General features: G+C 50.4%; 9 protein-coding genes. All 9 read left to right on the top strand.

Annotated elements, in window-relative coordinates; translation table 11 throughout:
* Positions 1-275: 275 nt before the first annotated feature.
* The 9 genes from murJ to MXE39_RS12235 all read left to right on the top strand — a co-directional run bounded on the left by murJ (position 276) and on the right by MXE39_RS12235 (position 14,680).
* Positions 276-1,844: a murein biosynthesis integral membrane protein MurJ gene (gene murJ / locus MXE39_RS12275; protein WP_246979045.1), complete on the top strand. Its 1,569-nt coding sequence runs from the start codon at positions 276-278 to the stop codon at positions 1,842-1,844.
* A 593-nt stretch (positions 1,845-2,437) separates the two neighbouring features.
* On the top strand, positions 2,438-3,397 hold the full coding sequence (gene uspE, locus MXE39_RS12270; RefSeq protein ID WP_246979044.1) for a universal stress protein UspE: 960 nt from the start codon (positions 2,438-2,440) through the stop codon (positions 3,395-3,397).
* A gap of 313 nt (positions 3,398-3,710) precedes the next feature.
* Positions 3,711-3,980, top strand: coding sequence for a hypothetical protein (locus tag MXE39_RS12265; RefSeq protein WP_246979043.1), 270 nt, complete (start codon positions 3,711-3,713; stop codon positions 3,978-3,980).
* 198 nt (positions 3,981-4,178) lie between these two features.
* Positions 4,179-5,108: an AEC family transporter gene (locus MXE39_RS12260; protein WP_246979042.1), complete on the top strand. Its 930-nt coding sequence runs from the start codon at positions 4,179-4,181 to the stop codon at positions 5,106-5,108.
* 711 nt (positions 5,109-5,819) lie between these two features.
* Positions 5,820-6,821, top strand: a complete 1,002-nt coding sequence (locus MXE39_RS12255) for an HlyD family efflux transporter periplasmic adaptor subunit (protein ID WP_247074182.1) — start codon at positions 5,820-5,822, stop codon at positions 6,819-6,821.
* A gap of 316 nt (positions 6,822-7,137) precedes the next feature.
* The gene (locus MXE39_RS12250) at positions 7,138-9,285 is read left to right on the top strand and encodes an ATP-binding cassette domain-containing protein (RefSeq protein ID WP_246979020.1); all 2,148 of its coding nucleotides are present in this window, start codon (positions 7,138-7,140) and stop codon (positions 9,283-9,285) included.
* 218 nt (positions 9,286-9,503) lie between these two features.
* Positions 9,504-10,829, top strand: a complete 1,326-nt coding sequence (locus tag MXE39_RS12245) for an ABC transporter permease (protein WP_246979021.1) — start codon at positions 9,504-9,506, stop codon at positions 10,827-10,829.
* Entirely contained in the window at positions 10,830-11,936 is a 1,107-nt protein-coding gene (locus MXE39_RS12240) for an ABC transporter permease (protein ID WP_246979022.1), read from the top strand. It abuts the gene before it with no gap.
* Positions 11,937-14,260: 2,324 nt separating this feature from the next.
* The gene (locus tag MXE39_RS12235) at positions 14,261-14,680 is read left to right on the top strand and encodes a hypothetical protein (protein WP_246979023.1); all 420 of its coding nucleotides are present in this window, start codon (positions 14,261-14,263) and stop codon (positions 14,678-14,680) included.
* The last annotated feature ends 377 nt before the right edge of the window (positions 14,681-15,057 follow it).

Raw genomic sequence — 15,057 nt, 5'->3', positions numbered from 1 at the left:
TAAGAGAGTTAGGCGAGTTCATGTCCCAGCTCAGCCATGAGCGCATGCGTGATTGCTTCTGTTGTGACATTTTAGATGACCTTAAGGATGAAGTTTGATGAAAATCACACTAGCTTAATACGCCGTAAGAGCACAGTCCGGGCATGGCAGCTTTGGCATGTTCATGGGATAATAAGGGGTTTTGCCTGTACAGGTTCGGGCAGCAGGCACTGCATGCCCCTTAATATGGCCTGTGACGGACAGTGTTTATTCATGTCATTTGTGGTGCCTGTTTTATGACCGAACTAGTTAAAAGACCACGCCTGCTGCGTTCTGGCATGGTAACGGCCGCTGCCACCTTCCTGTCCCGTATTCTGGGTATGGTCCGTGACATTGCCATTGCCCAGCTTCTGGGTGCCGGCCTGATGGCTGACGTCTTTTTCTTTGCCAACCGTATTCCCAATTTCTTCCGCCGCCTCTTTGCAGAAGGCGCCTTTGCTCAGGCCTTTGTTCCTGTACTTACCCGTACCAGCAAAGAGCAGAGTTCAACTGAGCTCAAGGAGCTGATTGCCAAAAGTGCCGGCACTCTGGGTCTTATTGTGCTGGTAATTTCAGTCATAGGCATGCTGGCCTCTCCAGTGGTAACAGCCATTTTTGGCTGGGGCTGGTTTGAGTCATGGCTCAACAATGGTCCTGACGCACACAAATTCACCCAGGCTTCGTTCCTTCTGGAAATTACTTTTCCCTATCTTTTCTTCATCACGCTGACCGCCCTGTGCAGCTCCGTGCTCAACGTTCATGGATCCTTTGCCATTCCGGCTATTACTCCATGTCTGCTTAACATCGTGATGATAGGCACTGCCTGGTTCATTGCCCCTGACTATGAAGACCCTAATGTCATTCTTTCTCTTGGCATGGTCGCTGGCGGTGTGGTCCAGCTGGTCTTTCAGCTGCCTTTTATCTGGCGTCTTGGACTTATGGTGCTGCCACGCTGGGGATGGAGTCATCCTGGTGTTGTGCGCATCAGGACTCTGATGATCCCGGCACTGTTTGGCGTGTCAGCAAGCCAGCTCAACCTGCTGGTAAATACCGTTCTGGCTTCTTTCCTGGCCACAGGATCGATTTCCTATCTTTACTACTCTGACCGTCTGCTTGAGTTTCCTATTGGCATTTTTGCCGTAGCCATTTCTACCGTAATCCTGCCAGCCCTGTCACGCTGTGACATCAAAACCCAGCACGATCAGTACAACAAAACTCTCGACTGGGGCGTACGCCTGGTGCTCCTGCTTGGCATTCCCTCAGCCCTGGGCATCATTGCTCTGCGTGAGCCGATTCTGCGTGTAATTTTCATGCGTGGCGCCTTTACAGAAGAGCATGTGCTTTTAAGCTCCAGCTCACTGCTGGCCTCTGTTTCCGGCCTTTGTGCCATCATGCTGGTAAGAGTACTGGTACAGGGCTTTGCTGCCATTCAGGACACCAAAACCCCGGTACGCTGCTCTATTGTGGCCATTGCTGCCAATATTGTCTTTAACCTCATTCTGGTATGGCCTCTTGATTACGTGGGCCTTGCCCTGTCAACAGCACTGGCAGCATTTGTCAACGCAGGACAGCTGCTCTATCTTCTGCACAAAAGAAAGATTTACCGCATTTCCCGTCAGACCCTGTTCTTTATCTTCAAAGCGCTGATTGCCGGTCTTATCATGGCAGGATCAGTACGCTACTTCTCTCCTGACTTTACCCAGTGGGCACAGATGACCACTCTGGTCTCCGTTGGCTGGCTCATAGCATTCATCATCGGAGGCGCAGCCGTATTCGTGATCTCCTGCCTGATCATGGGCATTCGCCCACGTCAGATCAGAATGTAGGCTCAGCCTCCACCACGCACACAGCCTCACAGGCACGAACTCATGCATGAGCGCGATGCCGGAGCGCGATGCCGGCAGGGACGTGATCCCATGCCGGGGCACGATGCCAGGCCTGAGCGCTAAGCCAGATCGGGGCTTGATGCCAGGCCGGAGCTCATTGCCCGGCCGTGGCACGACGCAAGGAGACGCTGTCAGGCGCCGGTAAGCGGTGCCGGGAGTATGCTTACGGCCCTGTTTTCAGGCTTATGGCCAGCTTATGAGAAAAGAGCAGGCCCGCCACAGCTTATATCCTTTAACTGGTATGGCTGATAGCGGGCCTGTTTTTTTTATGTTTTGGTCATGCTGCGTGAATGTTTAAGGGGCACGGCACAGCCGCAGCGGGGCCTTTTGGGGCAAATATTGATCCTGAATCACAAATTGAGAGACATCATGGGCGGTTTTGCGTCCATATCACGCCCATTGTCTTAATATAGAGTTAAGTGTTTGAGCACCTTTTGGGCGTGTCAGCCAGCACATCTCCACCATTAAATGATCCATGCACCCCTTGAGGTCAGCACCATTGGAGATACATGCTGTGCTTAAGGAGATTGCTGATGAGACAGTACAATAATATCCTGGTCATCATTGAGCCTAAAAAAGACCAACAGCTGGCCTTGAACAGGGCCATTGAGATTGCCCGCTACAATCCCAAGGTAACTATTACTGCTCTTCGTCTCATTTATGACTTCTCTAACGATATTCCTTTTATCGGCAAGAAGAGCGAAATTGCCTCTCATGAGGACGTTGAGCAGGTAACCAGTGAAGAGCTGAACAAGATCATTGCAGCCACTCTGGAAAAGCATAACGATATGGACATTGATAATGTGCGTATTGAGCCTGTTATCAAGTGGACCCGTGACATTTCCGAGGGCATGCTGCTGGAGGCCAACTCAGGCAAATTTGACCTGCTGATCAAGGCTGCAAATCACCATGGCCTGCTCGATTCCATCATCTTCACCCCTCACGACTGGAACCTGCTGCGTCACTCCAGAATTCCTGTGGTCATTGCCAAGGATCACAAGTGGACCATCCAGAGCTCCATCGTGGTAGCTGTTGACTTCACCTCCAACGAAAAGCAGCTGATGAATGTTCTGCTGCTGCGTGAGGCTCAGCTCCTGTCAACCATTACCAAGGCTCCAATCCATCTTGTTAACAGTGCACCGGTGGTTCTGCCTACAGTGATGCTCGAAGTTCCAAACTATGCCCCGGAACTTTATGCCGACAGCATCCTTGCTGAGCACAAGAAGAGAATTATCGACTTTGCTCATCACCACAATATTCCTGAAGAGAACTGCCATATTGCAGAGGGCATGCCTGATGATGTGCTGCCAAAGCTCTGCAAGAAGCTCCATGCCAATACTGTCTTCATCGGCTCTCATGGCCGTGCCGGTGTCGGTGCTGCTCTGATAGGCAATACCTGCGAGGAAATTGTAGACTTCATCAATGCTGATCTGTTCGTGCTCAATCGCAATACCCTTGTTCACGAAAACAAAACAGCACACACCCAGGAGTAGCAGTAAATACTTCAAGGTCCGGTCCTGACATCTGCACCTGACAGTAACGTGCACCTCAGGCGCCCGCCCATAAAGGTATCTGTTACGTTTTATAAAGCAAAAAGTCCAGACATGTTTATACATGATCTGGACTTTTTTGTATTTGCTGAAAACAGAATTACGCTCACTGACCAGTCCTGATTATGCTCACCAGGACAGCAAGATCATAGCTATATGATGAGAATAATGATGACCAGTCAGAGAGCAGAACACGCCCGGTCAGCATGAGCAATCATGACCGCATGCTGGCAAAGTTGCCCCCGATGATGGGCAGATGCGTACTCCCATGGCAGGCACAGCTACAGCCGCTGGCGTGAAGATGCGTACTCCCATGGCAGGCGCAGCTACAGCCGCTGGAGTGAAGATGCGTACTCCCATGGCAGGCACAGCTACAGCCGCTGGCGTGAAGATGCGTACTCCCATGGCAGGCACAGCTACAGCCACTGGCGTAAAGATGCGTACTCCCATGGCAGGCACAGCTACAACCGCTGGCGTGAAGATGCGTACTCCCATAGCAGGCAGAGTACAAGGCGCTAAAACATGATTTATACAGTAATGTTCCCGGTAACATAACAGGGTTATAATAACCCTGATCCCCTTGTTGCAACAGTTAGCACGAATGTTGATCCCTGCGCCATTGCCTGCTGGCTTACCGCGCGTGTGCTGCAGCTTTTACCATTTGTAACCCTGACCGGTGGTGGCACCTGCTTTACAGGCTGCCCATAATTTTCAGGCCTCTGCCATGAATCCAGCTCTTAACAGCAGTCTGAGCGTTCTGCTCATTATCATCATCGCCTATTCTTTCAAGCGCCTTAAGATGGTCAATATTGACACAGCCAGAGCTATGTCCTCTGTGGTCATGTACCTGACCCTGCCCTGCGCCATATTGAGCTCAGCTCACGGCATGCAGTTTGATACCTCGCTGTTTGACATTATGCTGCTGTCCATAGCGGCAGGCTTTGTTCTGCTGCTGGTGGGCTTTTTCTCATCTCGGGATCCGCGCCGCCGCGTGTTCAACATGCTCAATATCTCCTGCTTTAACATCGGCAACTTCGTAATCCCATTCATGCAGAGCTCGATGAGTCCCAAGGCCTTCCTGGCCCTGTGCATGTTTGACTTCATCAATGCCCTGTTCTGCTTTGGCGGCTCCTATGCTGTGGCCATGTACATGAACAGACGCTACTTTCCAGACGAGCATATCAGCCTCAAATCCATTTTCAGGGAGATGTCCAAATCCCTGCCCTCCTACACCTATATTCTGGCCGTGATTCTGGCTGCCATGCATCTGCAACTGCCTGACTTTATCATGGGACCTGTCAGAACCATAGCCGGAGCCAATACCCTGCTGTGCTTTATGATTATTGGCATAGTGCTCCAGCTGAAGATTACAGGCGAGCAGCTGCGCATGATTTCCAAAGCATGGCTGACCCGCTATGCCCTGTGTGGTCTCATGGCTGTTCTTATCTGGCTGTTCCTGCCTCATGATCCTGAAGTACGCTTTATCATCATGATCATAGTAATGGCTCCTGTAACCTCACTGGCTCCTATCATGACCATGAAGGGCGTGCCTGAATTTACCGGTGAATCAGGCAATCTCAACACTGTGTATATTCTGACCTCCATCTCCATTATTGCTGTTCTCAACTCCCTGTCCCCGCTCTTCCTGAGCTGATGCCCATCATGGCTGTCCCCGCTCTTTCTGAGATGATGCCCTTCATGGCTGTGCCCGCCCTCCCCACACTGCCCGAGCACCATGGCCATTAACATGACCAGGCCCCACCTGGTCATGGCCTGGTCAGCATGGCCATCGCGCTATGGGCTGCAACGCCGGCAATCCGTCCTGCATGGACGTATCAAAGCTACCAGCCTGCATCACCTGCTGGCTGATTTGCCTCCCTCGTGAAGTTACCTCAAGCTCACTGCAGCACCTTAAACACCGTAACCGTGCCGCAAACCGTGTTTTTGTGCCGGGCCCGCACACGGGCCCGCAAGGGTCAGCCACGCCCGCAGCTATGTGATAAACTGTGATCATAAGCCGGACATTTTGCTTCACATGCTCTTATACCGGCACAACAATACATACTGACAACGACCATTACTTTGTCCTGGTGGATACGCCTGTGTATGCACCTGAGGAGGGGTATGCTTTCCCCTGAATAAAGCCCATGAACCGGGTATTGTGTAATCAGTCGATAAGTCTTATTCCTTTCCTCAGCAATAACAGTGGTTTTCTTGCGGGTAGCTGAGGCAGTTTTATTCGGTGTGCCGAACATGCCTGCTGGTGTGCTCAGGCCCTGCTCCGCCGTGCTTTGTGCTTTTTTATCTTCAGCATCTGCCTGAACAGGAGGCGGTGACCCCTAATAGGACGGGGTCCTGTTGACTTATGAAAAAATCAGTTCTTATTGGCGCTGCCTCTTTGGCAGTAGTAATGCTTTTTGCATGGGCCCTGCTCTTTCGTCAAAGTATCGATCCAGATAAGGCACACGGTACTGTAGACATTCAGGACAGTCTGCTGTCATTTGAAAGAGCCGGAAAGATTGTTTCCCTCAATGCTGATGAGGGCAGCCAGGTTAAGGCTCATGATGTACTGGCCGTACTCGACAGCAAGGATCTTGACCACCAGATCCGTATTCAGTTTGCCCAGTGTCAGGCTGAACAGTCCCTGCTAGATCAGTATCAGAACGGTTACCTCAAAGAAGAAATAGACAGCGCCCGCGCCGCTGTTGCCAAAAGTCAGGCTGCAGTTGATCTGGCCTCCATCACCTATGAGCGCAACAGATCACTGCTCAGGAGCAAGTCCATTTCCAAGCAGGAGTTTGACAGCTCAAGGGCCAGCTATGACGAAGCCAGGGCAACACTTTCTGAAGCTCAGGCACAGCTTGCACTAGTAGAAAACGGCTATCGTCAGGAGGTTATCTCCTCCCAGGCTGCACGTGTTACTGCCTGTAAAGAACAGCTTTCCTATCTGAAGTATCAAATTGAATCCCAGGGTATTATCAAGGCCCCGTTCAGCGGCACTATCCGTACCCGTACCCATGAAATCTCCGACTATGTAGGCTCAGGCGAGACTATCTTTGCCATCACCAATGAAGACAGCAAGAAGATACGTATTTACCTGAGCGATGCTCAGCTGCAGCTGGTCAAACTGGGCCAGAAAGTCAGTGTCGAGGTGCCTTATCACGCCCCTCTGAGCGGCCGTATCTCCTTTATCAGCCCAACAGCCATGTTCACACCCAAGAGCGTTCAGACAGAAGAACTGCGCCCTGATCTCATCTATGAGGTCAATGTTGAGGTAGAAGACAAAGAGCATGTACTGCGCTTTGGTCAGGCCATTACTGTCTACCTCAAAGGTCAGGCTCCGGACCGTACAGTCAAAGCCGGCTGATCTGCATCATGCATAGCCCACAGCGATACAGCTCATGCAGGCGTAGGCACAGGCATGGACAGTACAGCCTGCCCGCAGCGGCCAGGCGGTGCCCTTACCGGCCGTCTGTACAGGCCATGCTGAGCCCCTACGGGCCGTCTGCACAGGCCATGCAGTGCTCTTAACGGCGTCCGTGCCGTCCAGGCGGTGCCCGTACCGTACAGGCGGGATATCCAGGTCCGGTCCAGGTATTACAGCCTGCACGCATCATTTGAACACTATCCATGACTCTTGAATTCTGAAAGCTCCATGCGCTCAGTAAAGAGAGGAGAACATCATGGCTGATCTTATTGCTCTTGATAAACTCACCAGACGCTTTACCCGTGAAGACGGCTCAGACCTTTCTGCGCTGGACGGTATTGATCTGCATATTGACTCCTCACATCACATGATTTCCCTGATCGGACCTGACGGATCAGGCAAATCAACCCTGCTTAAAATCATCGCCGGCATCGACCGTCCTGATGAGGGTACCTTTTCCCTCTTTCTTGACCAGGACCAGGGCCCTCACGGCAACACCATTGGTTACATGTCGCAAAATCTTGGTCTTTATGAGGACCTCAGTGTCGGAGTTAATCTAAGACTGTTCTGTAAGCTGCGTGACTTTGATATCCAGTCCCTGCGCACTGATGCCAGTGCTGAGCACGGCATTGGGCGCGGCATTGGGCGCAGCTCTGAGCATGTCCCGGCCCAAAGCTCACGGCCCTGTGCAGCAGGCGACCTGAGCAGTACAGCACGCGACAGCAGCAGTGCAGCCAGCAACAGCAGTGCCTCTGATGGCAGCATGTGGAGCCGCATTAAGGGCCTTATTGGTCTTGAGGGCGGCGGCCGTGCAGGTGCCGGTACAGAAACTGGTGGTATCGGCAGCTGTGCCATGGACAGCCAGGAATCGGAGTGGAGCACAGATGAGCAGGAGGCTGCTCTGGATGCCTATCTTGATGATCTGCTTACTCAGGTTGGTCTAATCAAATTCAAGGACTACAAGGCTGGTTCACTTTCTGGCGGTATGAAGCAGAAACTGGCTCTTACCTGCGCTATCAGCGCCCGCCCTGGACTTTTGCTGCTTGATGAGCCTACTGTAGGCGTTGACCCTATTTCGCGCCGTGAACTGTGGGCCATCATTACTGATTATCTGGAGCGCACCGGCAGCTACTGCATATTCTCCTCGCTTTACCTTGAGGAGGCAGAAAAAGGGTCACTTACTATCTTTATTAAGAACGGCCGTCTGATTTATTCAGGCAGCGCTCAGGAACTGCGCGATCGTGTAGCCAGTCAGTGTTTTGCCCTCAGTCCCGACAGCAGCCTGTCCTATCAGCAGGTAGCCCGTACCATGATGTGTCAGCTCGAGCGCAGCCATTGCATCATGGACCTCTGTCCACGTATGGGACGCATTGATCTGCTTACCCGCACCCCGGTAAGTCCTGATGAGCTCAACAGCGATCTGGAGAGACTTTTTGCAGGACAGGAAGGTCCATTTAGCAATTTAAGCCGCAGTCGCTGGCAGTTGAGCGCACGTGATCCCGTGCTTGAAGACGCCTACATCAACCTTACCTCCTCTCAGCCAGATGAGCATGGCCATGATGCCGGCTCGGCCGCTGCTGCAGACTTTACTCCTGACAGCCGTCATCAGGACAGAGCTGAGCTTACCGCCCAGCAGCATGAAGAGCTCAAAGATGAATCAGGACGCGAGGTCATTATTTCTGTTGATGGCATAAGAAAGACCTTTGGTTCCTTTACCGCCGTTCATGACTCCAACTTCAAGGTCTACAGAGGCGAAATTTTTGGCCTGCTCGGTCCTAACGGTGCGGGCAAGACCACTACCTTCCGCATGATCTGCTCTCTGCTTAATCCCAGCGCCGGAACCATTCTTATCAACAATATGGAGCTCAAAAATGCCAAGAGCTCGGTACGAGCCACCATTGGTTATGTAGCCCAGAAGTTCTGTCTGTATCGCAAGCTTACTGCCAGACAGAATCTTGAGTACTTCGGCCAGAGTTATGGACTTACAGGACAGGAGCTGGACAGCCGCATCAGCTTAATATGCTCTGTATTTGGCCTGACACCGTTTTTAAACATTATCTCGGTCAATCTGCCTTTTGGTATTCAGCGCTCCCTGTCCATGGCATGTGCTCTTATTCACCGGCCGTCCATTCTTTTCCTTGATGAGGCAACCTCAGGGGCCGATCCGACCTCAAGGCGTGCCTTCTGGTCCATGATTGCCCGTCTTGCAGCTCATGGCACCACTGTTATTGTCACTACCCACTTTATGGAAGAGGCAGAGTACTGCGACCGCTTTTTAATTCAGGATCAGGGCAAGATTCTTATCCTGGGCACCCCTGACGAAATATGTGTTCACGGCTCAAACCGTATCTCCATTGAGGAGGCTTTCGTCAACTGTGTTATGGAGCGCCGAAACGCCAGCTGACGCAGCCAGCGCCACTGTCGGCCCGCATCAGGTGCAGGCCGCTGCAGGCCACCTTCAACAACTGCGGCGGCCACAGCAGCACCGTATGCAGCTGCGCCCTGTGGCGCTGCAGCATACAGCCATGCTGCCAGGCATGGCGTCAGTCAGTAACTGTAAACCAGATTTGTGCAGGCTGCCCGCTGCTTTGCAGGGGCACAGATTGATTCAGGAGGCCTGACATGATTAATCCCGTTCATGTAAGAGCGCTTATCAGCAAGGAATTTGCTCAGATTCTTGCTGACAAGTCAGTGCTGATCGTAGCCTTTGTCATTCCACTGCTGCTGGTAGTGCTCTACGGTACCGGCATGCGTATGGACATCAAGCCTGTTTCCGTTGCTGTGGTCACCCATCAGATAGATGATCTCGTGGGCCGCGAAATTACCATGGCCATGATGGGATCGAGCTATTTTGATGTGCAGGCTGTCAGTAATGAAAAGGATGCCAAAGCGCTGATGCAGCGCCATGAAATCAGTGCCTACGTCATGATTCCCAACAATGTGGCGCAGTCAGCCTTTCATCACCCTGTACAGATAATGGTGGTGCTCAACGGATCTGACGCCCAGTCATCCTCACTGGCCCGCAGCTATATTGAGTCGGTAATAGCAGGTGGCACGTCCATCAAAGGACTGTCCCGTCAGGTTACCTACCTGAGCTCAGTAAATCAGCGCAATATCATGACCTCGGGTTCAGCGGCCTCTGCAGGTGTTAAGGACATTCAGATTATTTCGCGCAGCTGGTTCAATGAAAGTAATCAGTCCACCTGGTATCTGATGGCAGGTCAGATCATAGGCATTCTTACCCTGATGTCAGCTTTCATGAGCTCCATTGTTATTGCCCGTGAGTTTGAGCGCGGCACCATGACCGGAATTCTGGCCACCAACGCCACAGCAGCCGAGCTGCTTATGTCCAAGATTATTCCTTACTATGTTCTTTCCATAATGGGAGGAGTGCTGGCCACCCTGGCCATGTTCTTACTGTACGACCTGCCTTTCAGAGGATCAGTGCTCATGTTTGTCCTGACCATGGCCATTTATCTTTATGTGGCTGTGCTCATTGGCCTGCTGATTTCTGCACTGACTCAGAATCAGTTCCTTTCAAGTGAGTACGCCATTATTCTGAGCTTCCTGCCATCCATCCTGCTCTCAGGAGCTCTTTTTGATCTGCGCTCAATACCTGCTGTTATTTCCTGGGTTGCCCATATGCTGCCTCCAACATATGCGGTAGAGTCATCCAAAATCTGCATACTCTCTGGAGGAAGTCTCGACATTCTGGTACGCAACGCCGCTATTCTGCTGCTCTTTGCCATAATCTTTACTGCAGGATGTTATCTGGCTATCAGCCGTCACTTCCGTCGCTACTGGCCGTACAATCTGGCTGGCCCGGCAGCACCAGCTCAGGCACCATCCGGTGCCGGTGCAGCAGCTGCCGCAGCTGCGGCTGTATCAGACGCAGCCTCAGCAGCCCCAGGCGAGCCCAGCCAGGCTGATTCAGGAGAGGGACGATAGATGAGTGCTTCACTTGCTGCATGGATTCGACTGATGTCGCTTATCCGCAAGGAATTTGTCGTCATGCTCATGGATAAGGGCACGCGCAAAATCCTGATTCTTCCTATTATCATTCAGTCCATACTCTTTGGTTATGGTGCCACCTTTAACCTTGAGCGTGTTCCCTACATCATTTTCCAAGACAGCTTTGATGCCACGGCCGTATCCCTGGTTCATCAGATTAACAACAATAAAACCTTTGAACTGGTCAGAGCCTGCCATGACGAACAGTGCTTCAATGACAGCCTCAATCATGGTGACGCCCTGCTGGGTATCTACATTGCCAGTGACTTCAGCCGCAACCGTACTGTATTTGTGGCTACCGACGCGCGCAATACTTCGTCGGCTAACACCGCTCTTGGCTACGTGCAGACCATAGTGAGCGATCTCAACAGTCAGCGCCGCCAGCAGTCTGCTATTTCAGGCGGTATTCACCTTGATTACCGCTATTTCTATAACCCTAACAACTACACCAGATTCAGCATCATGACAGGCATGATCCTGGCCCTGTCCATGATTCAGGTGTTACTGCTGTCATCGCTGTCAGTATCGCGAGAGCGCGAGGAAGGTACCTTCGACATGATGCTCATGGCTCCGCTCACTCCTGTAGAAATACTGATTGGCAAGGCCTTTCCTCCTACTATTATTGCTGTCTCTCAGGGGCTGGGACTGTTTTTGATCTGCATACTGTGGTTCAACATTCCTTTCCAGGGTAACTTCCTTGCTCTGGTAACAGTAATGAGCGTATTCAGTATCTGCATCGTAGGCATTGGTCTGGCTGTTTCGGCACTGACTGATACCTCACAGCAGTCAGTGGTAATTTCCTTTACTATTTTGCTGCCTACCATCATTCTGTCAGGCATGATTACCCCCATGTCGGCCATGCCGGAGATGATGCAGTATGTCAGCATGATTAACCCTTTCTACTACGGCCTTGAGGCTCTGCGCCGCATCTACCTTGAGGGTCAGACGCTCATGCAGGTATTCCACCTGATGCTGCCTCTGTTTGCCATTGGCGCCGTAACCCTGAGCACAGCCGTCTATCTCTTCCGAGGCAAGCTGGGCTAAAAGCGCTGCGGCCAGCCCGCCAGCCAGGCATTCATTCATGTCAGCAGCTGCATCACATATCCGGCGTGTGCAGCTGCAGTCATGTGTCCATGCTCAAACCCCTGTCCCCCGACCTCCTTCCCGGCTGTACACCAGACCTCACAGTTGCAGTCTCCAGCAGCTGCGAACGGCTTCCTCCGGCCGTCAATGCTATCGATTGCATAATCTGCCCGGACTGGTCTTACATCATAACTCCCGCTTAAATCATTGCCGCCATCCTGGGCTCTGTCCTGATTTTCTGAGCCAGTTCATCCACGGCAAGAGCAGAAGAGCAGTCCCACTGACATTGTTACGGCAGGGAGAAGTGCACTCTCTTACATTTGCCAGCCCTTTCCTTTCATCACTGCTGCTCCTGTCTGCCTGACTGCCTACAGCACAAATGCCAGCCCCCACAATTTAGAGCATGATTACTTAGAGGCTGCTATGGTCTGATTATTATGCAGTCTCCAGGAACATCCCATTGCTACCGCAAAGGCCCAAACAGGCCCATAAACTGGAATGTCATACATGGAGCGCATTGATGCCATAGCATCTCGTCTGCAAAGTCCAGGCACTAAATAATTTATAAAATATTTTGTCTTGGCATGATATAACCCCCTGTTTGTGTATCTATGAAGTCTGTCTGGGAAATTATTTCTTTCAGCTTTACGGACCTTCGCAAGGTATTGCCAGGATGATTTTGGAGATGGTCAGATAAATGGTTTTAGTACTCATTATTCTGAACTGTCAGTATGAGCTGCTCTGAACAGGTGCCAAAATGTGAGTCAGGTGGTGTTTTTGAATGGATGTAAACAGTCTTTTACGTTTCGCGATCTGTATCACATTTACGCAAACGCACATACATTCACAAAAGGCCATTTGACGGGCTGGATATGCATTTTTACGTGCCCGAGCACATTTTTACATCACGATTTTTATGCTATCTGCCATCGTTTGCATTTGGTGTGCGTGCTTTTTGCGTGCACATGATTTTGCGCTTCTTTACACATCAAATAATACGGAAATTTAATCAACACCAGGGAGAGGCAATAGCTCTGCTGCAATTTATGTTATCTGGTAACATCATGATAAAAATCAGGGACTGTTATTAATATTGCCCATAAACACGCTGTTTACCTTTATTTTCTGTGTCATATTCACTGTATCAACAAGGTACAGCACTACATCACACATGTTTGCATCTATAATATACCTGTAAACCTTGATTTTATCAGGAAATTTTCGTTTACATTCTGTTTACATGCAGTCATGGCAGAATGGCCCGGAAATTTACCATGATGAAACAATTAAAGACTGTCTAAGATTTTTAGTACAGTACCCCCTCAATCCTTGCGATAAATACGGGATTTTTGTGATAATATAGATACTAATGTCTGTTATTGGCTAGTTACTACCAAAAGCACTGAAAAAGTTCTAGAATATCGCAAGACAAAAACAGGCCCGGACTTATCAGCGGGCTGACTTCTTGGAAAGCCGGTCAAGAAATCAGGCTGAAGAGAACAATGACCTGTTATCCAGCCGGGAGATTCTCAGGATGGCAGGCAAGAGACAGTGCGGTAATGACTATGCAGATCTGAACTGTATGGGCCGCCCTAATTTTCCGCTAAAAGTGTTTTGATATACTCGCGGTAATAATGGGTTTGACAAGTGCCACTACCCCGGGCACTTCAATTAAAAGGCATCAACAGGAGCTGCTCAGCAACTGGCTGAAGCAGAAGAGCAAAACGACTCGGATATCATGCTGAAATTACAGCACCAGTGATAACCGGAACATGCTGATCACATGCTTTGTAAACATTTCAGCACGCAGTCCGATGATCATGGTATGTATCTTGGTATGCATCTAAGTATGTATCAATGCTGTTTAATCAGTTTTCCTTCCAGACAAGGCTGATCCGGACGGTTGACTACCGTACCTGAGGCTGCTCCGTATTGGACCAGCACAATCACAATTCTCCTTGAGACCACTATGGGCCCAGGGCCCTCAAACCGACATACAGAGCACGGACAGTGTCAATCTGTCGCATCTGTATATCCTGGTTTCATGGAGTGACAAACAGATTTTTAACAGTTGTAGCGTTACCTGAAGCAGACAGGTGGTTATCTGTCTTTACCAGTTTCTCCTTAATATGGATATCAGGATGATGATATGGACAAGGAATAATGTCATCATTCGGGGCTGGAGCGGACAGATTAATTCCTTATGTTTTGGCTAGTCTTGTGAGCCATGTGGATATCACCGGCTCCGTAAGATAACTTCACTAAACTTGAAGGCGCGTTTAATCATGATTAAAGAAAACCAGCCAAAGGTTCCAAACCTTCCTCCGCTTATTGCTAACGGTGATGCCAGCCGTGGCTACTACGTATGTACTTACAAGAACAAATGGGACAGTGACAAGAAGCGTTCTGTCAGAATTCGTTCTACATCTGTAGGCCGCGTACAGGGCAAGGAAAAGTTTGGTCTGATTGAGTTCTATGAGTCTTTCCTCAAGCAGTATCCAAGCCTCAAGCGCTTCCAGGTATATCGTACCGATGGTCCACAGCGTCTTGTATTCATTCCAAAGCCACCACGTCGCCGCCGCCTCAAGGATGAAGCTCTGGTAAGCCAGAGAGCCTCCTCACAGCTGGCAGCCCGCGCTAACAGCATGCTCAAGAAGACCACTGATGTCTTCAATGATGATTCAGATTTCGATCCATCATTATAAACAGGCCATAGTACAGTCCATATAAGGCTGAACTTCTGGTTTTGGTCGACTGTCTTTGCAGTCCAGACTGATGCTGTAGCTCATAGCACTTAAGGATATACATGGCTCATTGCAGTAAAAGCTGCAATTCCTGTGTTCCCATGGACAAAGGAATTGCAGCTTTACTTTTTTACGCTTTATAAAACCCCAACTCTTCTTAACTTCGCTTTTATTCACCCCACCACCCTCACCCTCATCCGGGCCTCCCGTCCAGTACGGCGTATTAAGTGCTTGTGATTTTCATCACGTTTTTTGATAAATCCTTATATTTATGCGATTTGCGCGGGTATGATTCATAACTTCAACATATGAATGTAAGTCTGAGAGGTGACCCTATG

The sequence above is a fragment of the Anaerobiospirillum sp. NML120511 genome (genome assembly GCF_023050955.1).
In the GTDB taxonomy this organism is placed as follows: Bacteria; Pseudomonadota; Gammaproteobacteria; order Enterobacterales; family Succinivibrionaceae; genus Anaerobiospirillum.
The sequence above is the reverse complement of the archived record's forward strand: the minus strand, read 5'-3'. Positions and strand labels throughout refer to the sequence as shown.

Excerpts from the sequence above, each read along its gene's own strand:
- murJ (WP_246979045.1), top strand. The coding sequence starts at position 276 with ATGACCGAACTAGTTAAAAGACCACGCCTGCTGCGTTCTGGCATGGTA.
- uspE (WP_246979044.1), top strand. The coding sequence starts at position 2,438 with ATGAGACAGTACAATAATATCCTGGTCATCATTGAGCCTAAAAAAGAC.
- MXE39_RS12240 (WP_246979022.1), top strand. The coding sequence starts at position 10,830 with ATGAGTGCTTCACTTGCTGCATGGATTCGACTGATGTCGCTTATCCGC.
- MXE39_RS12250 (WP_246979020.1), top strand. The coding sequence starts at position 7,138 with ATGGCTGATCTTATTGCTCTTGATAAACTCACCAGACGCTTTACCCGT.
- MXE39_RS12260 (WP_246979042.1), top strand. The coding sequence starts at position 4,179 with ATGAATCCAGCTCTTAACAGCAGTCTGAGCGTTCTGCTCATTATCATC.
- MXE39_RS12265 (WP_246979043.1), top strand. The coding sequence starts at position 3,711 with ATGCGTACTCCCATGGCAGGCACAGCTACAGCCGCTGGCGTGAAGATG.
- MXE39_RS12255 (WP_247074182.1), top strand. The coding sequence starts at position 5,820 with ATGAAAAAATCAGTTCTTATTGGCGCTGCCTCTTTGGCAGTAGTAATG.
- MXE39_RS12235 (WP_246979023.1), top strand. The coding sequence starts at position 14,261 with ATGATTAAAGAAAACCAGCCAAAGGTTCCAAACCTTCCTCCGCTTATT.
- MXE39_RS12245 (WP_246979021.1), top strand. The coding sequence starts at position 9,504 with ATGATTAATCCCGTTCATGTAAGAGCGCTTATCAGCAAGGAATTTGCT.